Raw genomic sequence first — 26,135 nt, forward strand, 5'->3', positions numbered from 1 at the left:
CCCACTATAAAACAACAATGATTTGCCGGCTGAATTTTTAACATTCAGTTTGCAGTGGCATAACTATAAAGGCACATAACCGAGGGTAAATAAATGAATCGTCGCGTTCTCTCCCTGATGATCCCGGCACTGCTGGTGGCGGGTTCAGCAAGCGCAGCCGAGATCTATAATAAAGATGGCAACAAACTCGACCTCTACGGCAAAGTAGATGGTCTGCACTACTTCTCTGACAACGATGGCTCAGACGGTGACCAGTCTTACCTGCGCTTTGGTTTTAAAGGTGAAACTCAGGTGACCGATCAGCTGACAGGTTACGGTCAGTGGGAATACCAGGCCGCGCTGAACACGGCTGAGAGCGAAGGCACCAAAGACAGCTATACCCGCGTCGGCTTTGCCGGTCTGCGTTTTGGTGACGCTGGCTCTTTCGATTACGGTCGCAACTACGGCATTGCGTATGATATTGGCGCATGGACTGACGTCCTGCCGGAGTTTGGTGGCGATACTTATGGCGCGGACAACTTTATGTTCCAGCGCGGTAACGGTATGGCAACTTACCGTAATAATAATTTCTTTGGTCTGGTGGATGGCTGGAACGTTGCCGTTCAGTACCAGGGCAAAAATGACAACCCGACTGAATCCGCCTCTGGCCGTGATGTTCTGGGTGAAAACGGTGACGGCTGGGGCCTGAGCACCACCTATGATTTGGGTAATGGTCTGGCACTGGGCGGTGCGATGTTCCAGTCCGATCGCACCAATAACCAGAATGCTGCAGGTGTACTGGGTCAGGGTGATAAAGCGGAAGCTTATACCGGCGGCCTGAAATATGACGCAAACAATATTTATCTGGCTGCGATGTATACCCGCTCTTACAACGCAACGCGTTTTGGTTCAGTGGATTCTGACGCTTTCGGTTATGCAAACAAAGCGGACAACTGGGAAGTGGTTGCGCAGTATCAGTTTGACTTCGGCCTGCGTCCGTCACTGGCTTACGTCAATTCACGCGGTAAAGATATTGAAGGTTATGGCAGCCAGAACCTGAAAAAATATATTGACGTGGGCGCGACCTATTACTTCAATAAAAACATGTCGACCTATGTGGATTATCAGATCAATCTGCTGGATGACAACACCTTTACCAACAATGCCGGTATCAATACCGATGACATTGTGGCGCTGGGTCTGGTTTACCAGTTCTGAGTATCTGGCGCGCCGCCCTGCGGGCTGCGCGCCACCTTTCCTGCTTTATTCTGTGATATCCGCATTTATCCGCAGGCCGGCATTTAGCGGGCTCAGCATCTGACCTACTGTACGCCACGCCAGCGCCGGGCTTTTGCCGCCGGACGCGGTGCAGTCTGCGCCGCTGCAGCGGGCTGACCTCCCTCCAGCGCAATACCTGCCAGGGTAAAAGCAGAAAAGCTCAGCCACCGCTGCCACTTTTCACTCTGCGTTTTCGACATCGCCATACTGCACCTTGCTGAGAATAAACCTGCTCTCAACAATGCAGCATTTATGCCATGCTGCCGCTCTCAGCGTCACACGCCTCAAACGGGGTTTGTTACACTGCGCCAGCCCTGAAGTAGTGCAGAGTGGATAATAATAGTGCAGGGCTTAACGTCGCCGTGCGCTGTAGCTTTCCAGTGAACGCTGACGCGCGTGCTGCCAGCTGCGATAACTGCCGTACAGGAACAGCGCGGCGGAGAGGGCGGCGATTAATACATACATCATCTGTGCTCCTTAAAGGGATTATGCCTGGTGTTAAAGCCTGCAGCATGATCGGCGTTAATTCAATGAGATTTAGCGTAAATTACCCGCAGCTTATGCTTTGTAATACGCTGTATTTCTGTGTAACAGACGAGGAAAAGATGTATTTCCGGAATATTTTGCTGACGACTCTGGTGGTGGCGGGGCTGACGGCCTGCGACCGCACTCCGCAACGTGAGCCGCTGGTTCTGCAGGGCAACACCATGGGCACCGTCTGGCGGGTCACGCTTGCCGGTGTCGACCCGCAGCGTAAGGGCGCGCTGCAGCAGGCCATCCAGCAGCAGCTTGATCGCGATGACGGTGAACTCTCTACCTGGAAAAGCACTTCAGTGCTGTCGCGCTTTAATCAGTACCAGGGTACAGCGCCGCAGCCCGTCAGTGCAGATATGGCGGATATTGTGACTCTCTCACTGCGCATTGGCGCCAAAACCGCGGGTGCCATGGATATCACGGCAGGCAGGCTGGTGAACTTATGGGGTTTCGGGCCTGCCGGGCAACCGGCGCATCAGCCTGATGAGGCAGCAATCGCGGCGGCCAAAGCTGAAACCGGCCTCGCGCATCTGCGGGTGATCCAGAGCGTAAGCGGGCAGTGGCTGCAGAAAGATCTGCCGGGCCTTTATGTGGATCTCTCCACTATGGGGGAGGGCTATGCCACCGATCACCTGGCGCGACTGATGGAACAGCAGGGAATAACCGACTATCTGGTATCGGTCGGCGGGGCTGTACTCAGTCGCGGCCGCAATGCCAGCCAGCAGCCGTGGCGGGTGGCTATTCAGAAACCCACCGATCGCGAAAACGCGGTTGAGGCGCGCGTTGACCTGCAGGGGCACGGCATCAGCACCTCCGGCAGCTATCGCAACTATTATGAACTGGATGGCAAACGCATTTCGCACGTCATCGATCCCGCAACCGGGCGGCCCATTCAGCATAAGCTGGTTTCTGCGACGGTGATTGCCACAACGGCGCTGGAAGCGGATGGCTGGGATACCGGACTGATGGTGCTGGGCACCGAACGCGCAAAAGCGCTGGCGCTGAAAGAGCATCTGGCTGTTTATCTGATCACCAAAGAGGGTGACGGCTTCAGCCACTGGATGTCCCCCCGGTTCAGGGCATTTCTTATCGATAAATCGTAACCGGAGGCAATAATGCTGGATCTGTTTAGCGATGAAGCGCCGTGGCAGGAGCCGCTGGCGGAGGGGGCGGTCATTCTGCGCCGCCGCGCCCGTGCTGATGCACCCGCGCTACTGGCAGCAATTGAAACGATTGCGGCGCAGCATCCGTTCACGCACCGTATTACGCCAGGGGGCTACCGTATGTCCGTGGCGATGACCAACTGCGGTGATGTGGGCTGGTTCAGTGACGCGCGCGGCTACCGCTACAGTGAACAGGATGTCAGCAATGGCCAGCGCTGGCCTGCGATGCCGCCGCTGTTTCGTGAGCTGGCGCAGCAGTGCGCACAGGAGGCGGGTTTCAGTCACTTTACGCCGGATGCCTGCCTGATCAACCGCTATGCGCCAGGTGCAAAAATGTCGCTGCATCAGGACAAAGATGAGCGCGATTTGCATCAGCCGATCGTCTCTGTTTCGCTGGGGCTGCCGGCGGTCTTTCAGTTTGGCGGGTTTGCGCGCGGTGACGCCACGCAGCGCGTGCTGCTGGAGCATGGCGATATTGTGGTATGGGGTGGCCCGTCGCGGCTGCGCTATCACGGTATTCTGCCGCTCAAACCCGGTATACATCCTGAGGCGGGTACCGTTCGCTATAATCTGACCTTTCGCCGGGCACACTGATGCAACAGGGAATGAGAATTATTCTTGCTATCATCTGAGGGGTCATTAAACTGCAGGCAGCATTTTTTTGACCTTTGGAACAGAGTGATGGCATTGCTTCAGGTGGTTTTTCGTCAGTATCGCTGGCCGTTTACCGGCGTGCTCCTTCTTACGCTGCTGAGTGCCGCACTCGGAATAGGCCTCATCGCCTATATCAACAATGAGCTGATTGTGGCGATCAACAGTGACGCAACGGTGCTGCCGGCGTTTCTCGGTCAGCTGTTTCTGCTGATGGCGGTCACGCTCGCTTCACAGCTGGCGCTGACGCAACTGGGACACCATTTTGTCTGGCGGCTGCGGGGCGAATTTATCAAGCGTATCCTCGATACCAGCGTTGAGCGCATTGAACAGCTGGGCAGCGCTCAGCTGCTGGCGGGGCTGACCAGCGATGTGCGTGCCATTACCATCGCGTTTGTCCGGCTGCCGGAGCTGATTCAGGGCATTATTATCACCCTGGGTTCGGCGCTTTATCTCGCGTGGCTCTCCCCGGAAATGCTGCTGGTGACCATGCTGTGGCTGACCATCACGCTGGTGGGCGGCTGGCTGCTGGTTTCGCGCGTCTATCAGCATATGGCAAAGCTGCGTGATATCGAAGACGATCTCTATCGTGATTTCCAGACCATTATCGAAGGGCGTAAAGAGCTGCAGCTTAACCGCGATCGGGCGCGGCTGATTTATGACACGGTTTATCAGGAGAATGCGGGCCGCTATCGCCACCATATTGTGCGCGCCGACACCTTCCATCTCAGCGCCGTTAACTGGTCTAACATCATGATGCTGGGCGGCATCGGTATTGTGTTTTTTATGGCAAACGGTCTTGGCTGGGCGAACACCGCCGTGGCGGCAACTTATTCACTGACGCTGCTGTTTCTGCGCACGCCGCTGCTCTCTGCCGTGGGGGCGCTGCCAACGCTGCTCAGCGCTCAGGTGGCGTTTCGCAAACTCAACCGCTTCGACCTGGCACCTTATGAGCCTGCCTTCAGCGTCCCGTCGCCAGTCAGCACGTGGCAAACGCTGGAGCTGCGCGACGTCTGTTTCCATTACGGCGAACAGGGATTTGCGGTGGGCCCGGTCAACCTGACGCTGCGGCGTGGCGAACTGCTGTTTCTTATTGGCGGTAACGGCAGCGGTAAATCCACGCTGGCGATGCTGCTGACCGGCCTCTATCAGCCACACGCTGGCAGCCTGCTGCTGGATGGTAAAGAGATAAGCAGTAAGCAACCCGATCTGTGGCGGCAGCACTTTTCAGCGGTATTTACCGATGTGCATCTGTTTGACCGTCTGATTGGCCACGGCGGTGAGCCGGCCGATCCGGCCCTGGTTCAGCGCTGGCTGGAGCGGCTGAAAATGAGCGAGAAACTGCAGCTTGATGGCAACCGGGTGCTGAATCTGCAGCTGTCGAAAGGGCAGAGCAAGCGCCTGGCGCTGCTGCTGGCCGCCGCGGAAGAGCGGGATATTCTGCTGCTGGACGAATGGGCCGCCGACCAGGATCCGCATTTCCGCCGAATCTTTTACCGCGAGCTGCTGCCCTGGCTGCAGGCGTCAGGTAAAACGGTGTTTGCCATCAGTCATGACGATCACTACTTTACTCACGCCGATCGGCTGCTGGAGATGCGCAACGGGCAGCTGGTGGAACTCAGCGGCCGCGAGCGCGATATGGCCACGCTCGATGCGGTTGAGCGAACGGATACCGGTCGTTAACGTAACGCTAATACATCAGTCATAACCGGCCATTGAGCCGGTTACAGGCGGCTGGCGGAACGCGGCAGCGTCAGTGATTGGGCGGGATGGCAAAGCTTTTCAGCTGTACAACAAAATGCTGATGGCCGCGGGTAATACGGGCACCGCGATCGCACCAGTGCGTTGCCAGACGAAAGAAGTCGTCGCTGCCGATGTCATAGGCCAGTTCTACTTTGCTGATGCCTGAATACAGAAGGTCTTCTGCATCCTGCAGGCTTTTTGCTTTGATGACCATAATCGATTCCCGTCAAATAAAAGAGAGCATCAGAGTAGGGGATGTTCATGACACTTTTGTTGCGTTTTGATGAAAGCACACCATGACAGGCGCAAAATGTGATCGCGCTCAGTTGCAGAGGCAACTGGCTGAAAAATGAGAGTTTGAGAAAAAAAGGGTACGTATCGATAGTGCGCCGGACAGGCAATAAAAAAGCAGCCATGAAGGCTGCTTTTTTACGGGATAATTTGGTCGGCACGAGAGGATTTGAACCTCCGACCCCTGACACCCCATGACAGTGCGCTACCAGGCTGCGCTACGTGCCGAACGTGGAAAACCATACTACTGATTCCCCAGACGATTGCAAGATGCGCCAGCGTTAACTGCCTCATATTTAATCAGTTTGCCGTAAAGCGCTTCTCTTCCGTCAGCACCTGCAGCAGCAGCGCCAGCTGCGGCTTATGATCTTTCAGCTCGCGACCGCTGGCATCCCATGCGGTATAGCTGCCGCTGTTATTCAGCATCAGCGTTACCGATGGCGTGGTGATCACCAGTTTGCCATCTTCACTGCTGGCTACCCAGTTATGGCTGCGCTGAGCGGCGAACAGATCTTCACCCTGCGAATAGCTGACCGGGCTGGTGCGCACGTGCAGCAGACGCTGCATCAGCGTTGCCATCACATCCTGCTGATCGGTCAGGCGATCGATCGTCTGTGCAGGCGTGTTGGGCCAGTGCACCACCAGCGGAATCTGCAGCATCGCACGGTTGCCCGGGTTATCGCTGTTATTAAAGGTTACCGCACGCTGGGCAGTGATCACCACCACCGTATTTTTCAGCAGGTCGCGCTGCTGCAACGTGGTCAGTACTGCAGCAATCTGCTCATCCACGCTGCCCGCCTGGCGCATATAGCTGCGCTGACGCGCTTTCGTGCTGTCGCCGCTGGCCGTTATACCGTTCAGCGCTACCCAGGAAAACCAGGGAGAGCGGCTGCTTTTCTGACCATTGAGCCAGTTTTGCCACTGTGAGACGGTCTGGCTGTTAGGCTGCGACGTCGCTTCCGGCAACGTATAGTCCGCCAGCAGTGCCTGACGGTAGAGCGGCTGATTAAAGCCATCGGAGGAGAACAGGCCAAACTGGTAGCCCTGTGCGTTCAGTGCGTTCAGCAGCGCCGACGGAATGCGCGATGCCAGCACGCCATCCATATAGCTGGAAGAGATGCCGTAAAACAGGCCAAACACGCCTTTTTCCGGCTGTACGCCGGCGCTGTAGTGCCGGGTAAAACGGACATTCTCTGCAGCGAACTGCTTCAGCGATGGCAGCGCGCTGTCCATAGTGGCGTTATTTACGCCATCAATGGTCAGCACCAGCAGATTGTGACCCGTTCCGCCATCACGGAAGCTAATATCACTTAGCGGATACTGCACCGACAGCGCTTCAGGATCGCCCTGCTGCACCAGACGGCGCTGATACTCCTGTGCATCCAGCAGACCGTGACGCTCCAGAAAGCGGCGTGCCGTCATGGGATAAGAGAGCGGCAGATTGGCGCGCTGCATGGTGACAGGGCGGTAGAAATTCGCATCGGCCCAGATGTAGAGCAGATGACTGGCAAAAAAGGCGCTGATAAACAGCGCAGCGAGCGGCTTGCCAAATGAGCGCCGGTTAAGACTGCGCAGTTTTTGCCAGCTCCAGGTGGCAAACAGCATCTCCACCAGAAAAATGCCCGGCACGCTGATAAACATCAGCTGCCAGTCACGCGCCATCTCACTTTGATCGGGGTTAACCACCAGCTCCCAGACCACCGGATTAAGGTGGAGGTGAAAGCGGTTGAACACGGCGCCGTCGACCATGATCAGCGTCAGCCCGGCGGTGGCAACGATCGCGGAGAGTACCCGCAGCAGACGCTGCGACATCACCACAAAGGTAAGCGGGAAGATGATCAGCAGATAGGCGGCAAAAACGATAAAGCTGAAATGCCCCATCCAGCTGGTAAAAGCGTAAATCCGGCCCGCCAGTGAGGAGGGCCAGTCAGCGACCAACAGGTAGCGGCTGCCGAGAGCCAGCGCAAAGAGGATATTAAACAGCGCGAACCAGTGCCCCCAGCTAATCATCTGGGAGACTTTTTCACGGTAGCGCTGCCGGTTGGTTACCATATATAGGGATCAGATCTGCAAATTAATGAGCATTATCATCGCGCACGGAAGACTGCAACGCTTCCGCAAATGACCGGGCCAGGCTGCGGCGCTGGGCTGGTGCGATATCGGAGTTGATCAAATTGGTGACCATGTTTCCCAGAACCATCAGGGAAAGATCGAGAGGCGCTTTGTCTTTTTCAAGAACCTGCGCCAGCTGTGCGAGAAGCAGCTCAACGCGCTCGTCGCTATAACGGGATGATTGTGGCATATCGTCGACTAATCAAGTGTGAAAAGCCGGTATAGTACCGTAACCATGTGCTTTTTTCCGCACTTTTATCGCAGGCAGAGCGATCAGTTTGTGCGCGCAGTTGAAAGCGGCGGCGGGCGGTGATTGAATACGCCCCTGAGTTTAAAGGAGAGTCTATCATGAGTCTGGATATTGACCAGATTGCCCTGCATCAGTTAATCAAACGCGACGAGAACCAGCTGGAGCTGGTACTGCGCGATACGCTGCTGCCGGTTACGCAGGCGGTAAGCAGCATGGCTGAAGAGCTGCATCGCGTTTACAGTGCTAAAAGCAAAGCCTATGGTCTGTTTAATGAAGACAGCGAACTGGCCGACGCGCTGCGCAACTGTCGTCGCGGGCAGGATGACTTCCTGGCATTCAGCCGGGCTGCCACCGGCCGTCTCCGCGATGAGCTGAGTAAATACCCGTTTGCTGACGGTGGCGTGGTGCTGTTTATGCACTACCGCTATCTGGCGGTAGAGTATCTGCTGGTTGCGGTGCTGAACAGTCAGTCCAGCATGCGCGTTAATGAACAGCTGGATATCAGCAGCACGCACTATCTCGACATCAATCACGCCGATATTGTGGCGCGCATCGATCTTACCGAGTGGGAAACCAACCCGGAATCAACGCGCTATCTTACTTTTCTGCGGGGACGCGTCGGACGCAAGGTTGCTGACTTCTTTATGGATTTTCTCGGCGCCAGCGTGGGCCTCGACACTAAGGCGCAGAACCGCGGCCTGCTGCAGGCGGTCGATGATTACTGCGCTGAGTCAAATCTGGATAAGAACGAGCGGCAGAACTATCGTCAGCAGGTTTACAGCTACTGTAACGAACAGCTGCAGGCGGGTGAGGAGATTGCGCTGGACGATCTCTCACAGGAGTTACCACCTCTGGGTGAGAAAAGCTTTCAGGCGTTTACGCAGGAGCAGGGTTATGAGCTGGAGGAGCACTTTCCGGCTGACCGCAGCACGCTGCGCCAGCTGACTAAATTTTCCGGCAGCGGTGGCGGGTTAACGCTGAATTTTGATGCGCTGCTGCTTGGCGAGCGTATCTTCTGGGATCCGGCAACCGATACCCTGACGATTAAAGGCACACCGCCTAATTTGCGCGATCAGCTGCAGCGTCGTACCGGCGGGAAGTAAATCACCGGCATAAAAAAACGCCGCAAAAGCGGCGTTTTTCCCGATGTCGTCTGCGATTACGCGCGAACGAAGTCGATGTGGTGCAGTTTTGGCTTGAACGGGTGACGCTGAACAGCCTGAACTTTAACCTTCGTTTCTTTACCGTCAACAACCAGCGTCAGCACATCGGTGTAGAACTCAGGCTTAACCTGCATGTTCATCACGGAGTCGTGATCCAGTTCGATAGAAACTGCAGCTTCATTTCCGCCATAGATGATAGCCGGGAACTTGTTAGCTGTGCGCAGGCGGCGGCTCGCACCCTTACCCTGCTCTTTACGTACTTCTGCGTTGATAGTGAACATCATTATTTCTCTTCAATAATTCCTGCTACAGGCGACCCAGCAACAGGACGGTTATTCAAACGCTTGTGCGGATGCAAAAGCGGGCGGGATTATAGCCGGATCGGGGCAGGGGGGCAAATGATTCTGCCATCTAGCGCAGCTCATTGGCGCGGCGGAAGCGCCCCTGGTAATCAAACACTTTCTCCCGCACCTGCCAGAACTGTCCCCGGGCACGCGCTACCACGAAGTCAGGATGACGCAGCAGCGGCTGCAGCGCGACCACATCGGCCGCCTGCTGCCAGCCCAGCTCCACGCCGGGCGCGCGCTGATGCGGCCGCATAAACAGCTGCTCAAACGCCTTCCGCTGTGCGGGTGTCTGCAGCCGGAAGCGTTCGCTGACGTCGCTGCCATCCTCATCGTAATAGGTGGCTTTCAGCCATTCTCCCTTGTCATCACGGCCATGCGCCAGCGTCATACCGCTGCAGCGCAGCACCCGCGCATCTTTCAGCTTCAGCGCCGCTTTCAGCATGTCATCGGGGTCGACTAATATTTTGTCGCACTGCTGGCAGCGCCGTGCGGCGATATCATTTTCAGCGCCGCAGTCAGGGCAGCTTTTAAAGCGAAAGCGAAAATCGCACTGCTCACGTCCGCCTTCATCATCCTCCAGAACGCCCTGGCAGCGGCGGCCAAAATGTTCAATCACCTGTCCGTCTTCAGTGGCTTTGCCCCAGAAGGTATTAGCAAACCCGCAGGCGGGGCAGAACACCTGCACCGGTTGATTGTCACTGGCGCCTTTTGGCGCACCCACTTCCGGCGTAAAGAGATCGTGCGGATTACCGGCGTAGTCGAGGATCAGGCAGTCGCGTTTATCCGGCGCCAGGCGCAGTCCGCGTCCGACTATCTGCTGATAGAGGCTGACGGATTCAGTCGGGCGCAGAATCGCGATGAGATCCACGTGTGGCGCATCAAAACCGGTGGTCAGAACCGCCACGTTAACCAGAAACTTCAGCTGCTGCGCTTTAAACTGCTGAATCAGCCGGTCGCGCTCTTTAACCGCGGTTTCGGCCGATACCAGGGCACTGTTCTCCGGCAGCAATGATAATATCTCACGCGCGTGTTCAACCGTGGCGGCGAAAATCATTACGCCGCGCCGATCGTCGGCAAACTCAACGATCTGGCGGATAATCTGTGGCGTGACGCGCTGCTGCTGTTTCAGTTCACGGTTGAGATCGGCTTCGCTGAACAGGCCGCTGTTCTGCGGCACCAGCCGGCTGAAATCGTACTGTACCACCGGCATATCAAGACGTTCCGGCGGCACCAGAAAACCGTGTTTGATCATATAGCGCAACGGCAACTCGTAGATGCAGTCGCGAAACAGCGCTTTTTCATCGCCGCGTACCATGCCGTGATAGTGGAACTGATAGATCCAGCCTTTACCCAGCCGGAACGGCGTCGCGGTCAGCCCCAGCAGGCGCAGCTGCGGATTATGCTGGCGCAGGTGGCTGAACAGCTGCTGATACTGGCTTTCCTCATTGTCGCTGATGCGATGACACTCATCGACAATCACCAGTGAAAATGCGCTGTCGAAGCGATCAAGATTACGCGCCACGGACTGTACGCTGCCAAAGACCACTTTGCCGTCGCTCTGCCTGCGCTGCAGGCCGGCCGCAAAAATATCCGCCTCCAGCCCGTAAGCCTGATACTTGCTGTGGTTCTGCTCGACCAGCTCTTTGACGTGCGCCAGCACCAGCACCCGGCCACGCGCCAGCCGCGCCAGTTCAGCAATCACCAGGCTTTTACCGGCACCGGTGGGCAGCACAATCATTGCCGGCGTGGTATGGCGCCGGAAGTGTGCGACGGTTGCATCAACCGCTTCCTGTTGATAGGGACGAAGTGTAAAGGCCATCAGCATAAACTTTTTTCTGGATCAGAGGCATATTATGCCATGTAAGCGGATGAAACGCAGGATCGGCACTATTAGCAGGCAAAGCTTCAGGCTATACTGCCCGCACTTTTTTAACGGTTAACCCGGCGGACGTATTCCGTGCACAGGCACCGTTTCAGTTTTTCCCCCGCAGTAACAGGCAAAGCGAATTCATGCGACTCGACAAATTCATATCTCAGCAACTGGAAGTTAGCCGTGCTATCGCTGGCCGCGAAATTCGCGCCAGAAAGATCACCATCAATGGCGAAATTGTGCGCGATACCTCGTACAAAGTGATGCCGGAAGATGATATTGCCTATGATGGCAACCCGCTGGTGGTTCAGCAGGGACCGCGCTACTTTATGCTGAACAAGCCGCAGGGCTATGTCTGCTCTACAGACGATCCCGATCATCCCACTATCCTCTATTTTATTGAGGAGCCGTCAGCTTATAAGCTGCACGCCGCCGGGCGACTCGATATTGATACCACCGGTCTGGTGCTGCTGACGGATGATGGTCAGTGGTCGCATCGCATCACCTCGCCGCGTCATCATTTAGAGAAAACCTATCTGGTAGAGGTGGAAGCGCCACTCGATCCGGCGCTGGTGGAAACATTTGCTGCCGGTATCCAGCTGCACAATGAGAAGACGCTGACCAGGCCTGCCCGGCTGGAGATCCTCGATGAGAAAGCAGCGCGACTGACGATCGGCGAAGGCCGTTATCACCAGGTGAAGCGCATGTTTGCCGCGATGGGAAATCATGTGGTTGCGCTCCATCGTGAGAGCATCGGCACGATTGTACTGGATGAGGCGCTGGAAGAGGGCGAATATCGCGCACTGACCCCGGAAGAGATTGACAGCATCGGGCTGCCAGACGAACTGAAACAGCACAAATAACGGAGTAAAGGGTGCGCAAGGAGAAAAACTCCCCGGCGGGATTAGTGGTGATTCTGGGATTGCTGGCGATGCTGATGCCGCTCTCCATTGATATGTATCTGCCCGCTATGCCGCAGATTGCCCGCGAGTTTGCCGTGTCCGCGGGCAGCGTGCAGATGACGCTGAATCTCTACATTCTGGGATTTGCTATCGGGCAGCTGGTGTATGGTCCGCTGGCCGACAGCTATGGCCGCAAGCCGGTCATTGTGCTGGGCACGCTGATTTTCGCCTGTGCCGCCGCCGCCTGCGCACTCTCCGGCTCTATTGATCAGCTGATCCTGATGCGCTTTCTGCATGGTCTCTCTGCTGCTGCTGCCAGCGTGGTTATTAACGCCCTGATGCGCGACAGTTATTCAAAAGAGGACTTTTCGCGCATGATGTCGTTTGTGCTGCTGATCACGACCATCGCACCGCTGGTGGCACCGGTGCTGGGTGGGTGGCTGCTGCTTATCTGGAGCTGGCACGCAATCTTCTGGGCGCTGGCGATTGCCGCGCTGATCACCACCGTGCTGGTGGTGACACAGGTGCGTGAGACGCTGAAGCCGGAACAGCGTCAGCGCTTTCATCTGCGTACCATGCTGGGCAATTTTGTAGCGCTGGTACGCCATAAGCGGGTGTTCGGCTATATGCTGGCCAGCGGCTTCTCGTTTGCCGGTTTATTTGCGTTTCTCAACGCCGGTCCCTTTGTTTATATCGAAGTCAATCACGTCTCGCCGCAGGATTTTGGCTACTATTTCGGCCTGAATATCATCTTTCTTTTTGTGATGACGCTGATTAACAGCCGTGCGGTGCGCCGTTTTGGCCCGCTGAAGATGTTTCGCCTGGGACTGACCATTCAGTTTGCCATGGGCCTCTGGCTGCTGATTGTCAGCGCGCTGCAGCTCGGCTTTCTGCCGCTGGTGCTGGGCGTAGCGATGTTTATCGGCTGTGTTTCTATCGTCTCCTCTAACGCCATGGCAATTGTACTCGATGAGTTTCCGCACATGGCGGGAACCGCCTCGTCGCTGGCAGGCACGCTGCGCTTTGGCATCGGCGGCCTGGTGGGTGCGCTGCTGTCGCTGGTCAGCATGAACAGCGCATGGCCAATGGTGGCAACAATTGCACTGTGCGCCACCCTTTCCCTGATCCTGTTTAGCTACGCTGCCCGCCCGCGCAAAACCACCTAATCCCTCAAGGGCCGCATAAATGCGGCCCCTACATTTATGTGGTGCTCTATCCCCTCCGGGCCGCAAATGCTGGTTTCCGCTCCCGGGCCGCATATAGGTGGTGCTCTGCCCCCTGTAGGGGCCGCATTTATGCGGCCCTGGCGTATTCATGCGGCCCTGGCATATTCATACGCGCCCGGCATATTTCCCCTCTCAGGCAAAAAAAGAGAACGCGGCTCGCGAATCGCCAGCTATTCGTTATGCTTAATGTTTCCATGATGTGAAAATTTTTAGACAAAAAAGTAACGTTAATGCGTATAAACTGGTTGTCTGTATCTGACGATCGCGGTAAACATAGGCCTGACTGCGAGAACGCTCGCAAATAACGCTTTTTTTCGATGGTTTTGTATTTAAAACGCGAAGGTCATCACTGACATCCGTTTTTTGATTTGAGGTGGGATTTCCGGCTATGAGCATGCGGGCTCTGGCGGGAAACAGGATCAATATCTTTGGGGAACCCTATGCTGCAACTCTCTGTTGTGCATCGTCTGCCACAGCTTTATCGCTGGTCTGCAGATCAGATAGGCGAGATTGAACTGCTGGAAACCACCAGCGGCATTAATGATGAAGATCTGGTTGCGCTGAGACTGCTGAGCCATGAAGGGTCGCTGGCGCTGGATATTCTGCATCAGCTGCGCGAAACGCTGGCGCAAATCCAGGTAGAGTGCAAAATCGCCCGTTGTGAAGGGCATCCCTGTCTGCTGATCCAGCGGATTAACGAAAGTGCCGCCAGCTGCTGCCTGAAAAATCAGGGCGTGGCGATTGCAGAAGATTTTACCGGCCGCTGACAGCCGTGCTTCAGCTTAGCCGGTAAGCGTATTTATATCGCCATACCCGAAATGCGGAAAGTTTTGATAGTAGCTGACTAACTTTTCCGGCCGCAGCGGCCTGCTGAACAGATACCCCTGCAGGTGCGTCACGCCACGGCTGACCAGCCAGCTGGCCTGCTCGCGGGTCTCCACGCCTTCAGCCACCGTTTTCAGATTGAGCTTCTTAGCCAGCAGCAGCACTGCGTCCAGTACCGGAGAGGTCAGCGTCTCCGTGCCGATACTCTGAACAAATCCCCGATCGATTTTCAGATAGTCAAAAGGATACTTTTCCAGATAGATCAGGGCGCTATGTCCGGTTCCGAAATCATCAATGGCAATGCTGAACTGGTTAGCATGCAGCCAGGCAAACACCTCTCCGGCATTCGTTTCTCTCACCATAGTGCGTTCAGTGATCTCAAACACATAGCTGAAGTGATCTGCCGGCATTCCGGCCAGCCATGTCCGCACGTCGTGACGGAAACTGTCGGCTGCCAGATGCAGAGGTGAGAGGTTAAGGCTCAGACGCGTACCGCGCGGCAGCTGCTGGCTAAGGGTGTGCGCGTCGCGCGCCACCAGGTGAAACAGATGCCGGGTCAGCGGAATAATCAGGTTTTGCGCTTCGGCATAGCTGATAAATACATCGGGCGGGATCGCGCCTTCGATGGGATGTGCCCAGCGCAGCAGGGCTTCCACGCCATAAGGTTGTTCGTTATGCGCCGTAATTAACGGCTGGTATTCGACATAGAACTGCCCGCGCCTGATGGCCAGCATGATCTCGCGCGCCGGACGCTGGCGGCGGTTAAGCAGCACGCCGGTCAGGCAGCCGATCATCAGCGCAAACAGCACGCCCGTCAGCAGCGTCATTTGATAGTCGCGCATTGCCAGCGTGCTGCCATAAAGAACAAAACGAATATCACTCTGAGGCAGTGCAAGGGTAGCCAGTCCGGCTGGCAGGTCGCGGCGCGGAATAGTGTGGCTGACGTCACTCTTCAGCGCATCATTGCCAATAACCAGCGCCATGCCGGTGATTTCAGGGTAATAAGAGGCGAGCAGCTGATAGGGCGCAAGGGAGAGGTTAATCGTTGTCATAATGCCGCTCTCAGCGCTGCCGGGATATTTGAGCCACAGCGCCAGCGCCGGGCGCGACGGCAGCAGCGGGGTGCCCGGCAGCAGCCGTAAATCGCGATCGCTTTCCAGGTCGGTGGCGGGTGAAATCTCACTGGCAGGCAGTCTGAAGGCGCCGGTGGCCGATGAGCAATAGGCGAGGCCGTCCCGCACCAGCAGAATCGCGCGGATATTATCTGCAAAGGCAGCACGTGAGGTGAGCTCACGGCTGACGCTGTTGCAATCCAGCAGCGTATACTGCTGTAGCGGACGCAGCGTATCGGTCAGCGCTGACAGCATCTGCTGCAGGTCGTCCACGCTGTGTTGCAGCAGCAGCTCATGCTGCTGCTGGCGTTTATGCCAGGTCAGCGACAGCAGGATGCTGATGAAAAGAATAAACGAAACCATACCTGCCAGCGCACTCTTCCGGAACAGACGGCGCGTATGCGTAGCGTGCGGTTTCAGCGTCCGCGACAGAGGCATGGTGTCAATGTTCCTGATATTGCCATGTAAGTAAAACCGTATACGGCTGCACTGGATAGGCAGTGAGAATATAACGAGGATGCAAAGAAAGTCTTGTTATATTTCTGATTACCAACCGGATTTTAGCGGGGTATCTATCCGCAATAAAAAAACGCTGCCGGGGCAGCGTTTCTGTTTTCTCTGGCTGAGAGAATCATCGGAGAAAAGGGATCAGCTTGGATTTTTAGCCAGAACCCGTCGTGCTTCGCGGTAGCGTGTCTTCCAGTAGCTGTCATTAAGATTTGAAATCATTACGCCGCTACTGGTAGAGGCATGAACAAAATTATCATTGCCCAGATAAATGCCAACGTGTCGTCCGGTAGAGCCGGCACGGAACAGCACTAAATCACCCGGACGCAGTTTACCGCGTGAAATCCCTTTGCCCGTGTCCTGCTGCTCATACGTTGAGCGGGGCAGCTCCAGGCCAAACTGGTCGCGAAAGGTGCGCTGAACAAAAGCAGAACAGTCGATGCCACGTTTGGTATCACCGCCTAAGCGATAGCGGACACCTTTCCAGTCGCTGTACTGTTCCATGATGCGGGACTTGATGTCCACATTCTGCACCATTTGTTCAAATTCGTCCTGAGACGCCTGAAGTAAAAAACCATTGTGGTTGTTAACTTCATGATTCTCGTTTTTCGCATTCTGGCCGTTATGGCTGCTACTACATGCTGATAAAAGTGTGGCTAATACTACCGCGGGAATAATCCGCCTGAGGTATCTCAGAATTGGTTGAGACTTGACCATTATACGTGTGTTCCTTCGATGTCCTTACGACAGAATGTCGCCAGCCAGATGACAAAACGGGTTGAGATTAATAAGTACCGCGGTCTAAGACAAATCCTTAATTACTAAAATGTGTTAATGGACACATTTTTCGCTCGGTTTGCCACCACATTTTATGCTGCACCAGGGTAATCGAGCTTGAGGTTAACTGATTACAGACCGCGTGGCGAGTGGTTTTATATAAATTTCTATAGGTTTTTTTGATGTAAATTAAAACATTCACTGAACGGCTACTTTATCACCAGGTGGGCGTAATTAATGCGCAAATAAGCCGCCGCTTAAGCGGGCAATTCCGGCGTTAATGCTGATTTTCAGCGGGTTCTGACTGGACAGGGGATAACAAGAGAAAATGTTAAGGCTTGTTTGCCATCATGTTTTCTTTTGATGGCAAACTGTTAGGTCGCTAATAGTTTTTTAAAGCATTAAATAAGCGCAGGCGGGTCACTTTTTGCTCTCCGGTTACCTGCGCTAAACAATTACGCGCGTGGCTTATATTTGCCAGGCAGCGTGCGATATAGCCACGTCACCAGTTTGTCGCTGGCGGGCGTTAATAGCCACCAGCTTAAGCCAGCTAATATTACCGACAGCGAACCCACGGCAATATCGGTAAACCAGTGGGCACCGGCCATTATGCGCGGCAGAGCAAACAGCACCACAATCAGCACGCCGGTTAAAAATGCCCGGAAGCCAAAATAGCGCCACATAAAGCAGGCAAAAATAATCAGCATCATGCCGTGGTCGCCAGGAAAGCTATCGCGCGAGGCATCTTTTGCGGGAATGCCGGTGAGTTCGCTGACGCGATGAACATTATCAAAATACAGCGTCGGGCTGGCATGTTTCACCGGCAGCAGATGGCCCAGCTGATTTAATACAACGGCCGTCAGCAGCATGGTGATCCCGATAGCCAGCATGCGCCGGCGTCCTTCCGGCGTTTCGCGTCGCCAGAACGCGAGGTAAAGCAGCCCCATCGCCAGCAGGGAAACCGCATCAAACCCGCGATAGTTGGTTATCGCTACCAGCACGGCAAACGCGTGGTGATCGACCATCAGATCGTTAAAGCTAAAAAAGATCCCTTTATCGACAGCGAACCAGAAACCGTGATTAGCGGGCAGGTACCAGGAGAGAAACAGCATCACACCCAGTACATTCAGCAGCAGGATAGTGACAAGACGTGTTGCGCGCATAAAAAGTGACACCCAAAAAGTAAAATAACAGGCAAACCTAGCGCAATTAATTTAAACGAATCTTCAACAGCGAGGTCTGCAGCGCATTCCAGTCGGCTGGCTGATGATGGATCAGTTCAATACGGCTGTCAGGCGGGGTAACCGGGCGGGTTTCAATAAACAGATCGTCACCCTGTCGGTTCACGTTCACCAGACCATCCGGCGTACGCAGCACGCCTTTTACGCGATCAACCGGCGCATGTCGCGCCCACTCCAGAAGCGGAATGGTATCAAACTGTGTCTCTTCATCGAAAATCCAGCCGCAGGAAGCATAGCCCTGACCTTCGTTTAACGCACGCCGCCAGCGCGCCTGACCCTCCAGTTTCAGCGCCGCCAGACCCTGCTGGCGCGAGCTGTGGGGATGATGGACCGCGTCAGGAAGCGGGCGATCAATCTGTGCCGGCTGTGTCAGCAGGGCCGGGTCGATTTTACCCCATGCGGTTTCTGTCAGCAGGCGGTCACCCAGGTTATCCCGCTGCCAGTCCGCCAGACGCTGGCGATCTTCCGGCTGCCACCGATCGCTTTTACTGGCGACAATAATGTCAGCGGCAGCGAGCTGATCGCGAAAATTTTCGTTTGCGGCCACGCGCGCATCGGCAAGCTGGCGTGGATCGAGCAGGGTCAGCGTCGCATCCACTGTTATCCACGGCTGATACACCGCAGCGCGAAGCATGCTAAGTAACTGTTTGGGATGGCCGAGGCCGGTAGGTTCGATGATCAGACGATCGGGCTTTGTCTGCTTCAGCAGCATATTGAGTCCGACCTGCAGCGGCAGGCCGTTAACGCAGCACATGCAGCCGCCGGGTATCTCTTTTAGCGCCGCGCCGCGGTTGGCCAGCAGGGCACCATCAATGCCCACCTCGCCAAACTCATTGACCAGAATCGCCCATTTCTCATTGGCCGGTTTATGGGCGAGCAGATGCAGCAGCGTGGTGGTTTTGCCGCTGCCGAGAAAGCCGGTAATGAGGTTGACGCGCGTCATAGTTTCTCCCTGTGGCCTGCTGCATCTGGCAGGCAGTGAACTGAGCGCGCGGCCGGCAACGCGGACCGCGCCCGATAGTGTTATAGTATAACAACCTGACGGGCGCGGACAACGCGGCGATCAGTCGGCGCGACTCATATAGCGTCGTTCAGCCACATGAATGCGAATACGATCGCCATTGCTGAGGTATTCAGGTACCTGTACCGAGAGGCCGGTACTCATCACTGCGGGTTTCGTGCGCGCGCTGGCGGATGCGCCTTTGATGCCCGGCGTCGTATCAGCAATCACCATATCCACCGTTTGCGGTAGCTCCAGCGCCAGTACCTGACCCTCCATTGTCAGCACCTGCATGCCGGGGATCCCGCCTTCCGGAATAAACAGCAGCTCCTCGGCAATCTGCTCCTGCTTAAAGTTATAGGGCGTGTAATCCTCATCATCCATAAACACATATTCATCGCCATCGATATAAGAAAAGGTTACCGGCCGACGGCTCAGCTGAATGGCATCGATAATATCGTCGCCTTTGAATCGCTCTTCGACCTTGAGGCCGGTACGGACATCGGTAAACCGCATTTTATAGAGCGTTGCCGCCCCGCGTGCGCTGGGACTTTGCACATCAATATCCTTCACCAGCAACAGCTTGCCGTTCCAGGTAACGGCCATTCCTTTTTTGATTTCGTTTGCCTTAGGCATGATGTTCTTCACTCAGAAAAGAGAGGTGCGCGTCACGTTACGCGCGCGATCGAAAACAGGCAAGTGAGGCCCGGTAAAATTGTTATCCGCGCATAGCTTTCAGGGGGCAGGGCTGCTATTGTCGCCGCGAAATCTCTGCCGGAGCGCCTCATGTTATGCCGCGACCAGTGCGGTGCCTGCTGCACCGCGCCCTCAATTTCTTCGCCTATTCCGGGTATGCCTCACGGCAAGCCTGCCAATACGCCCTGCATTCAGCTGGATGCGCAGCAGCGCTGCCAGCTGTTTGGTTCGCCACTGCGTCCGGCCGTCTGCGCAGGCCTGCAGCCTGGACCGGAAATGTGCGGCCGTAGCCGGGAAGAGGCGATGACCTATCTGCTGCAGCTTGAAGCAGAGACGGCACCCTGACATGCTGTAAGTCTGCTGAAAATCTGCCCAACCGGCTGCCTTCACCTTCAGCACATTCATCAGCTGTAGCGTGCGAAAAATCTTAATTTCCCGATGAAGTGTGCGTAGCGTCAAAGATCTGTTCTTTGGTTTACGCATTTTCTTGCCTCAAAGGTCCGCCTGTACCATATTCCCTGAAACGTTTCAGCGTTGTAGTTGCGGCTAAGTGGCTGTGATGCAGCGTGTTTTTTCGCCATTAAGCTGAAACGATTCAATTCAGCAAGCGAGGAGAGATATGTTCCAGCTCGAAGTTCAGGCCATCCATACCGGCGCCACGGCACAGACAAAAGAAGACGCTATTCGTCAGGTTGCTGCCGCGCTGACTGCAGCAGGCAATGTTGCTGAAGGCTATGTCAGCGGCATGCTGGCTCGCGAACAGCAGACCAGCACCTTTCTCGGCAACGGCATTGCTATTCCACACGGCACTACCGACACCCGTGACCTGGTGCTGAAAACCGGCGTGCAGGTTTATCAGTTTCCACAGGGCGTAGAGTGGGGCGAAGGGCAGATCGCCTATGTCGCTATCGGCATCGCCGCTAAATCAGATGAGCATCTGGCGCTGCTGCGTCAGCTGACGCATGTGTTAAGCGATGACAGCGTGGCAGAGCAGCTGAAATCGGCTTCCGCCGAAGATCTGCGCGCGCTGCTGATGGGTGAGAAGCAGGGAGCTGAATTTACCTTTGATACCTCGCTGATTGCGGTGGATGTGGCGGCGAACGATCTGATCACGCTGCAGGCGCTGAATGCCGGTCGTCTGCAGGCTGCCGGTGCAGTTGACGCGGCATTTATCACAGAGGTTATCTCCCGCACACCGCTGAGTCTGGGGCAGGGGATCTGGCTGAACGACAGCGCGCAGGGCAACCTGGGCAGCGCAGTCGCGGTAAGCCGCCCGGCAGCACCGTTTGACTGGCAGGGCGAACGCGTGGCGCTGCTGCTGACGGTTGCCGCTGTGGATGAGCGTCCGCTGGAGGTGCTGGGTTACCTGAGCAATCTGCTGCAGAACAATAAAGCTGAACGCCTGCTGAAAGCGGACGCAGCCGGTGTACTGGCGCTGCTCACCAGCGAAGTGGATGAAGCGGCTGAAGTCCTGACCGCAGAGTTTACCATCCGCAATGAGCATGGCCTGCATGCGCGTCCGGGCACGGCGCTGGTCAGCGTGATCAAACAGTTTAACAGTGACGTCACCGTGACTAATCTCGATGGCAGCGGCAAGCCTGCTAATGGTCGCAGCCTGATGAAAGTGGTGGCGCTGGGCGTGAAGAAAGGCCATCGCCTGCGCTTTACCGCCAGCGGTGATGATGCGCCACAGGCGATGCAGGCCATTGAAGAAGCCATTAATTCCGGTCTGGGTGAGGGGGCAGCATGAGCCGTCGCGTCGCCACCATTACGCTGAACCCGGCTTATGACCTGGTAGGCTTTACGCCGGAAATAGAGCGCGGTGAAGTCAATCTGGTGAAAACCACCGGCCTGCATGCGGCAGGCAAAGGCATCAACGTAGCCAAAGTGCTTAAAGATCTCGGCATCGACGTCACTGTCGGTGGCTTTATGGGCCGGGAAAATCAGGATGGTTTCCAGCAGCTGTTCAGCGAGCTGGGGATAGCTAACCGCTTTCAGGTTGTGCAGGGTCGTACCCGTATTAACGTAAAGCTCACGGAAAAAGATGGCGAGGTCACTGACCTTAACTTCTCCGGCTTTGAGGTGACAGCACAGGACTGGGAGCGCTTTACCGCAGATTCTCTGACCTGGCTCGGCCAGTTCGATATGGTCTGCGTCAGCGGCAGCCTGCCGGGCGGTGTGACGCCTGAAGCGTTTACCCGCTGGATGAGCGATCTGCGTACGCTCTGCCCGTGCATTATTTTTGACAGCAGTCGCGATGCGCTGGTTGCAGGCCTGAAAGCAGCGCCGTGGCTGGTTAAACCTAACCGGCGCGAGCTGGAGATCTGGGCTAACCGCAAACTGCCTGAACTGCAGGATGTCATTAACGCGGCGCATGAGCTGCGCGAGCAGGGTATCGCGCACGTCGTGATTTCGCTCGGCGCAGAAGGCGCGCTATGGGTCAACGCATCTGGCGAATGGCTGGCAAAACCGCCGGTCTGTGAAGTTGTCAGCACAGTGGGTGCCGGTGACTCCATGGTCGGCGGCCTGATTTATGGCCTGCTGATGCGTGAATCCAGCGAACATACGCTACGACTCGCTACCGCTGTGGCGGCGATGGCTGTCAGTCAGAGCAACGTCGGCGTAGCCGATCGTACCCGGTTGGCCGCGATGATGGCGCGCGTCGACTTACAACCCGTTAACTAACAGCAGGAGAGCGATGATAATGAAAACGCTGCTGATAAAAGATTCTTCACTGGGACTGGCCTCCGCACATCTGGCAACTGAACGTCTGCGCGCTGCAGCAGCACAGGCCGGACTGGAGCTGGTCAACAGTGCCGCTGAAGCCGAACTGATCCTGGTTGCCGGTGAACATATTCCGGAAGATGCGCAGCTGGCGGGCAAATCCGTGGCGTGCGTTGATGTGCAGCAGGCGCTGCGCGATCCGCAGGCGGCGATCGCACAGGCGCGGGCAAGCGCGCAGCGCTGGCAGCCTGCAACCGCGCCGGCAGCAGGCGCTGCGGCGGTGCCGGCTGCGGCGACAGCACAGAAACGCATTGTTGCTGTTACTGCCTGTCCGACCGGAGTAGCACACACCTTTATGGCGGCAGAAGCGATTGACGCGGAAGCGAAAAAACGCGGCTGGTGGGTGAAAGTAGAAACCCGTGGTTCCGTGGGTGCCGGTAACCCGATTACGCCGGAAGAGGTGGCTGCCGCCGATCTGGTGATCGTGGCCGCAGATATCGACGTCGATCTGGCAAAATTTGCCGGCAAGCCGATGTATCGCACCTCCACCGGCCTGGCGCTGAAAAAAACGGCGCAGGAGCTGGATAAAGCGCAGGCGGAAGCGAAAATTTATCAGCCTTCCGGCAGTCAGAGCGCCAGCGCACAGAGTGACAGTAAAGAGAAAGCGGGCGCCTATCGTCACCTGCTGACCGGTGTCTCCTACATGCTGCCGATGGTGGTGGCAGGGGGCCTGAGCATTGCGCTGTCGTTCGCGTTTGGGATCACCGCGTTTAAAGAGCCAGGCACGCTGGCTGCGGCGCTGATGCAGATCGGCGGCGGCAGCGCATTTGCGCTGATGGTGCCGGTTCTGGCAGGTTTTATCGCCTTCTCTATCGCTGACCGCCCGGGCCTGACGCCTGGTCTGATTGGCGGGATGATTGCTACCAGCATTAACGCCGGTTTTCTCGGTGGCATCATTGCCGGTTTCATTGCAGGTTACGCAGCGAAGCTGCTGAGCAGCAAAGTGAAGCTGCCGCAGAGCATGGAAGCTTTGAAGCCCATACTGATTATTCCGCTGGTCGCGAGCCTGATCACGGGCCTGCTGATGATCTACGTTGTGGGTAAACCGGTTGCCGGCATCATGAGCGGTCTGACCAGCTGGCTGTCCAACATGGGTACTGCGAACGCCGTGCTGCTGGGTGCCATTCTCGGCGGTATGATGTGTACCGATATGGGCGGTCCGGTCAACAAAGTGGCCTATGCTTTCGGCGTCGGTCTGCTGAGTTCGCAAACCTATGCGCCAATGGCCGCCATTATGGCTGCGGGCATGGTGCCACCGCTGGCAATGGGTGTGGCCACGCTGGTTGCTCGTCGCAAATTCAACAAAGGACAGCAGGAGGGCGGTAAAGCGGCGCTGGTGCTGGGTCTCTGCTTTATCTCTGAAGGGGCTATTCCGTTTGCGGCGCGCGATCCGATGCGCGTGCTGCCGTGCTGCATCATTGGCGGTGCCGTGACCGGCGCTATCTCAATGGCGATTGGCGCGAAGTTGATGGCACCTCACGGCGGTCTGTTTGTGCTGCTGATCCCGGGGGCGATTACCCCGGTGCTGGGCTACCTGCTGGCGATTATCATCGGTACCGCGATTGCCGGTCTCGGTTACGCCGTACTGAAGCGTCCGGAAGAGGAGCTGGCGAAAGCCGCGTAAACCGACGGACATAAAAAAAAGGGAGCTAAGGCTCCCTTTTTTATTGCCTGTTGTCAGGCGTGCTGCTCTGCTTTAAGCCAGGCGATCTCATCTTTCCAGATATCGGGATTAATGGTCTCCAGAATCAGCGGAATATTGTCGAAGCGTGCATCTTTCATCAGCCAGCTGAACACGGTTTTGCCAATGTTGCCTTCACCGAGACTGTGGTGGCGATCGACGCGGCTGCCGAGTGCGCTTTTGGCGTCGTTCAGATGCATCCCGCGCAGATAGTTAAAGCCCACCACGCGCTCAAATTCGGCAAAGGTTGCGATGCAGTCGGCTTCGGTCCGCAGATCGTATCCGCCGGCAAAGGTGTGACAGGTATCCAGACAGACCCCCACGCGTGATTTATCTTCGACGTGCTCAATAATGGTTGCCAGATGCTCAAAGCGGTAGCCGAGATTGCTGCCCTGGCCGGCGGTATTTTCAATCACCGCGACCACATTTTGCGTTTTATCCAGCGTGATGTTGATCGATTCGGCGATGCGCTTCAGGCACGTCTCTTCATCGAGCTTCTGCAGATGGCTGCCGGGGTGGAAGTTCAGCAGCGTCAGACCAAGCTGGTCGGCCCGCTGCATCTCATCCAGAAAAGCGGCACGCGATTTCTCCAGCGCCTCAGCCTCCGGGTGACCCAGATTGATCAGAAAGCTGTCGTGCGGCAGGATTTGCGCGGAAGAGTAGTTATACCGCGCGCAGGCGCTTTTGAACGCGTCAATGGTCTGCGCAGAGAGCGGCGCAGCTTTCCACTGACGCTGATTTTTTGTAAAGAGCGCAAAGGCGGTGGCCTCCAGCTCATGGGCGCGGATCACTGCCTGATCCACGCCGCCGGATGCGCTGACGTGTGCACCGATATATTTCATGCCGCTCTCCTGTGTGGGCGTTAACAAAAGCAAGGCGCACATGATAGCGGAAGCCGCTATGCCATGAAATGTTGCACCACCAAATTCAGCGCACCGCCGCCGGCGATCAGCCAGCAAAACATTATCAGCCCCAGCAGCAGCGGCTTCGCGCCCGCCTGCTTCAGCGCGGAGAAGCGCGTGGTCAGACCCAGCGCTGCCATCGCCATCGCCAGCAGCAGATCAGCAAGCTGGTTCAGGGCGCTAATCAGTCCGGCCGGCAGCAGCTGCAGTGAATTAACCAGCGCGACTGCGATAAACAGCAGCGCAAACCACGGAAAGCTGCGTGCAGAGGTGGCCGTGCGCGGGCCACGCCGCCGGAGCCAGCTGCCCATCAGCAGCAGAAAAGGGGCCAGCATCATGACGCGCAGCATCTTGGTGATCACCGCCATGTTCTCTGCTTCAGCGCCCATAGCGTGTCCGGCCGCTACCACCTGCGCTACCTCATGCAGCGTGGAGCCGGTAAAGATGCCAAACTGCGCGGCGCTGACAGCCGGCAGCAGCGTAAACAGCAGGGGATAAATCAGGATCCCGGCAGTACCAAACAGCACCACCGTTGCCACCGCCACCGCCACTTTCGAGGCGTCAGCTTTGACCACGGGTTCCGTTGCCAGCACCGCCGCCGCACCGCAGATGCTGCTGCCGGCACCGATCAGCCACACCGTCTCGCGATCCATTTTCAGCAGCCGGATACCCGCCAGGCAGGTAAGCAGAAACGTTGTGCCAATAATCAGCGTATCGATCACGACGCCGCGCAGGCCAACGCCGGCGATCTGCTGAACGGTGATGCGAAAGCCATAGAGAATAATGCCGAGGCGCAACAGGCGCTGTTTAGCCAGCATCACGCCGCTATCGCAGTGAATGGCTATATGCGGATAGAAGGTATTACCTGCAATAATGCCGCCAATAATTGCCAGCGTCAGCGCGCCCAGACCGGCGTGAGACAGCCACGGCAGCGTGGTAAGCCAGGCGGCGCCAGCTGCCAGTGCCGCCGTAAGGACCAGACCCGGCACCACCCGGCAGGGCGGGAGCGCCGGTTTTAATATGCTAAATTCAGCCATTAACCACCTCCTGAGTATGGCAATAGCCTGCGCCTCTCTGTTATAAAAGTGAAATTGATAATAT

Annotated in this window: 25 protein-coding genes and 1 tRNA gene; 12 read left to right on the forward strand and 14 right to left on the reverse strand. The window is 56.4% G+C overall.

The window, feature by feature from the left end; genetic code table 11:
• The first annotated feature begins 93 nt into the window (after positions 1-93).
• Entirely contained in the window at positions 94-1,197 is a 1,104-nt protein-coding gene (ompC, locus tag B3041_RS14825) for a porin OmpC (protein ID WP_292976342.1), read from the forward strand.
• 104 nt (positions 1,198-1,301) lie between these two features.
• Here ompC and B3041_RS14830 read toward each other — a convergent pair whose 3' ends face one another.
• Positions 1,302-1,463 (reverse strand): hypothetical protein, encoded by a 162-nt coding sequence (locus B3041_RS14830; protein ID WP_167350667.1) that lies wholly within the window; start codon positions 1,461-1,463, stop codon positions 1,302-1,304.
• 399 nt (positions 1,464-1,862) lie between these two features.
• Here B3041_RS14830 and apbE point away from each other — a divergent pair, with 399 nt between their 5' ends.
• From apbE to B3041_RS14850, 3 genes are all read left to right on the forward strand, one after another.
• Entirely contained in the window at positions 1,863-2,894 is a 1,032-nt protein-coding gene (apbE, locus tag B3041_RS14840; RefSeq protein ID WP_065648854.1) for an FAD:protein FMN transferase ApbE, read from the forward strand.
• Positions 2,895-2,906: 12 nt separating this feature from the next.
• A complete protein-coding gene (gene alkB / locus B3041_RS14845) occupies positions 2,907-3,548 on the forward strand; it encodes a DNA oxidative demethylase AlkB (RefSeq protein WP_292976351.1) in 642 nt (213 codons plus the stop codon).
• 87 nt (positions 3,549-3,635) lie between these two features.
• Positions 3,636-5,288 (forward strand): multidrug ABC transporter permease/ATP-binding protein, encoded by a 1,653-nt coding sequence (locus B3041_RS14850; protein WP_065648856.1) that lies wholly within the window; start codon positions 3,636-3,638, stop codon positions 5,286-5,288.
• A gap of 70 nt (positions 5,289-5,358) precedes the next feature.
• Here the strand turns inward: B3041_RS14850 and B3041_RS14855 are convergent, their stop codons facing one another.
• The 4 genes from B3041_RS14855 to B3041_RS14870 form a co-directional block, all read right to left on the reverse strand.
• Positions 5,359-5,562 carry a hypothetical protein gene (locus B3041_RS14855; protein ID WP_065648857.1) on the reverse strand — a complete coding sequence of 68 codons (204 nt, stop codon included), beginning with the start codon at positions 5,560-5,562 and terminating at the stop codon, positions 5,359-5,361.
• Between the two features lie 228 nt (positions 5,563-5,790).
• Positions 5,791-5,867, reverse strand: a tRNA-Pro gene (locus B3041_RS14860).
• 72 nt (positions 5,868-5,939) lie between these two features.
• Positions 5,940-7,691 (reverse strand): LPS biosynthesis-modulating metalloenzyme YejM, encoded by a 1,752-nt coding sequence (gene yejM, locus B3041_RS14865; RefSeq protein WP_065648858.1) that lies wholly within the window; start codon positions 7,689-7,691, stop codon positions 5,940-5,942.
• A 22-nt stretch (positions 7,692-7,713) separates the two neighbouring features.
• Positions 7,714-7,941, reverse strand: coding sequence for a YejL family protein (locus B3041_RS14870; RefSeq protein ID WP_292976357.1), 228 nt, complete (start codon positions 7,939-7,941; stop codon positions 7,714-7,716).
• Between the two features lie 158 nt (positions 7,942-8,099).
• Between B3041_RS14870 and yejK the strand changes: the two genes are divergently transcribed.
• Complete coding sequence (yejK, locus tag B3041_RS14875; protein ID WP_292976360.1) at positions 8,100-9,104, forward strand: nucleoid-associated protein YejK; 1,005 nt, start codon at positions 8,100-8,102, stop codon at positions 9,102-9,104.
• Between the two features lie 56 nt (positions 9,105-9,160).
• On the opposite strand, the gene rplY is transcribed toward yejK, so the two are convergent.
• The gene (gene rplY, locus B3041_RS14880; RefSeq protein ID WP_065650440.1) at positions 9,161-9,445 is read right to left on the reverse strand and encodes a 50S ribosomal protein L25; all 285 of its coding nucleotides are present in this window, start codon (positions 9,443-9,445) and stop codon (positions 9,161-9,163) included.
• Between the two features lie 130 nt (positions 9,446-9,575).
• The gene (locus tag B3041_RS14885; RefSeq protein WP_292976363.1) at positions 9,576-11,330 is read right to left on the reverse strand and encodes a DEAD/DEAH box helicase; all 1,755 of its coding nucleotides are present in this window, start codon (positions 11,328-11,330) and stop codon (positions 9,576-9,578) included.
• 191 nt (positions 11,331-11,521) lie between these two features.
• Here B3041_RS14885 and rsuA point away from each other — a divergent pair, with 191 nt between their 5' ends.
• The 3 genes from rsuA (at position 11,522) to B3041_RS14900 (ending at position 14,276) form a co-directional block, all read left to right on the forward strand.
• On the forward strand, positions 11,522-12,244 hold the full coding sequence (rsuA, locus tag B3041_RS14890; protein ID WP_065648861.1) for a 16S rRNA pseudouridine(516) synthase RsuA: 723 nt from the start codon (positions 11,522-11,524) through the stop codon (positions 12,242-12,244).
• Positions 12,245-12,255: 11 nt separating this feature from the next.
• Positions 12,256-13,449, forward strand: a complete 1,194-nt coding sequence (locus B3041_RS14895) for a Bcr/CflA family multidrug efflux MFS transporter (protein WP_292976366.1) — start codon at positions 12,256-12,258, stop codon at positions 13,447-13,449.
• A 500-nt stretch (positions 13,450-13,949) separates the two neighbouring features.
• Positions 13,950-14,276, forward strand: a complete 327-nt coding sequence (locus B3041_RS14900; RefSeq protein WP_065648863.1) for a hypothetical protein — start codon at positions 13,950-13,952, stop codon at positions 14,274-14,276.
• A gap of 15 nt (positions 14,277-14,291) precedes the next feature.
• Here B3041_RS14900 and B3041_RS14905 read toward each other — a convergent pair whose 3' ends face one another.
• From B3041_RS14905 to yeiP, 5 genes are all read right to left on the reverse strand, one after another.
• Positions 14,292-15,884 carry a cyclic di-GMP phosphodiesterase gene (locus B3041_RS14905; RefSeq protein WP_065648864.1) on the reverse strand — a complete coding sequence of 531 codons (1,593 nt, stop codon included), beginning with the start codon at positions 15,882-15,884 and terminating at the stop codon, positions 14,292-14,294.
• A 210-nt stretch (positions 15,885-16,094) separates the two neighbouring features.
• The gene (gene mepS, locus B3041_RS14910) at positions 16,095-16,670 is read right to left on the reverse strand and encodes a bifunctional murein DD-endopeptidase/murein LD-carboxypeptidase (protein ID WP_065648865.1); all 576 of its coding nucleotides are present in this window, start codon (positions 16,668-16,670) and stop codon (positions 16,095-16,097) included.
• A 515-nt stretch (positions 16,671-17,185) separates the two neighbouring features.
• Complete coding sequence (locus B3041_RS14915) at positions 17,186-17,893, reverse strand: phosphatase PAP2 family protein (protein ID WP_292976371.1); 708 nt, start codon at positions 17,891-17,893, stop codon at positions 17,186-17,188.
• 46 nt (positions 17,894-17,939) lie between these two features.
• Positions 17,940-18,914, reverse strand: coding sequence for a CobW family GTP-binding protein (locus tag B3041_RS14920; protein WP_065648867.1), 975 nt, complete (start codon positions 18,912-18,914; stop codon positions 17,940-17,942).
• A gap of 120 nt (positions 18,915-19,034) precedes the next feature.
• The gene (gene yeiP, locus B3041_RS14925) at positions 19,035-19,607 is read right to left on the reverse strand and encodes an elongation factor P-like protein YeiP (RefSeq protein WP_065648868.1); all 573 of its coding nucleotides are present in this window, start codon (positions 19,605-19,607) and stop codon (positions 19,035-19,037) included.
• A gap of 150 nt (positions 19,608-19,757) precedes the next feature.
• Here yeiP and B3041_RS14930 point away from each other — a divergent pair, with 150 nt between their 5' ends.
• From B3041_RS14930 to fruA, 4 genes are all read left to right on the forward strand, one after another.
• Complete coding sequence (locus B3041_RS14930) at positions 19,758-20,012, forward strand: YkgJ family cysteine cluster protein (protein WP_065648869.1); 255 nt, start codon at positions 19,758-19,760, stop codon at positions 20,010-20,012.
• 274 nt (positions 20,013-20,286) lie between these two features.
• The gene (gene fruB / locus B3041_RS14935) at positions 20,287-21,417 is read left to right on the forward strand and encodes a fused PTS fructose transporter subunit IIA/HPr protein (protein ID WP_065648870.1); all 1,131 of its coding nucleotides are present in this window, start codon (positions 20,287-20,289) and stop codon (positions 21,415-21,417) included.
• Positions 21,414-22,352 carry a 1-phosphofructokinase gene (gene fruK / locus B3041_RS14940; protein WP_065648871.1) on the forward strand — a complete coding sequence of 313 codons (939 nt, stop codon included), beginning with the start codon at positions 21,414-21,416 and terminating at the stop codon, positions 22,350-22,352. The genes fruB and fruK overlap by 4 nt, the downstream gene beginning before the upstream one ends.
• A gap of 19 nt (positions 22,353-22,371) precedes the next feature.
• Positions 22,372-24,075, forward strand: a complete 1,704-nt coding sequence (fruA, locus tag B3041_RS14945; protein ID WP_065648872.1) for a PTS fructose transporter subunit IIBC — start codon at positions 22,372-22,374, stop codon at positions 24,073-24,075.
• A 53-nt stretch (positions 24,076-24,128) separates the two neighbouring features.
• Here the strand turns inward: fruA and nfo are convergent, their stop codons facing one another.
• Together nfo and B3041_RS14955 are read right to left on the reverse strand one after the other, a co-directional pair.
• Entirely contained in the window at positions 24,129-24,974 is an 846-nt protein-coding gene (gene nfo, locus B3041_RS14950; RefSeq protein WP_065648873.1) for a deoxyribonuclease IV, read from the reverse strand.
• A 56-nt stretch (positions 24,975-25,030) separates the two neighbouring features.
• A complete protein-coding gene (locus B3041_RS14955; protein ID WP_292976379.1) occupies positions 25,031-26,071 on the reverse strand; it encodes a YeiH family putative sulfate export transporter in 1,041 nt (346 codons plus the stop codon).
• Positions 26,072-26,135 lie beyond the last annotated feature (64 nt).

The sequence above is a fragment of the Pantoea sp. UBA4549 genome (assembly GCF_002387285.1).
In the GTDB taxonomy this organism is placed as follows: domain Bacteria; phylum Pseudomonadota; class Gammaproteobacteria; order Enterobacterales; family Enterobacteriaceae; genus Pantoea; species Pantoea borealis.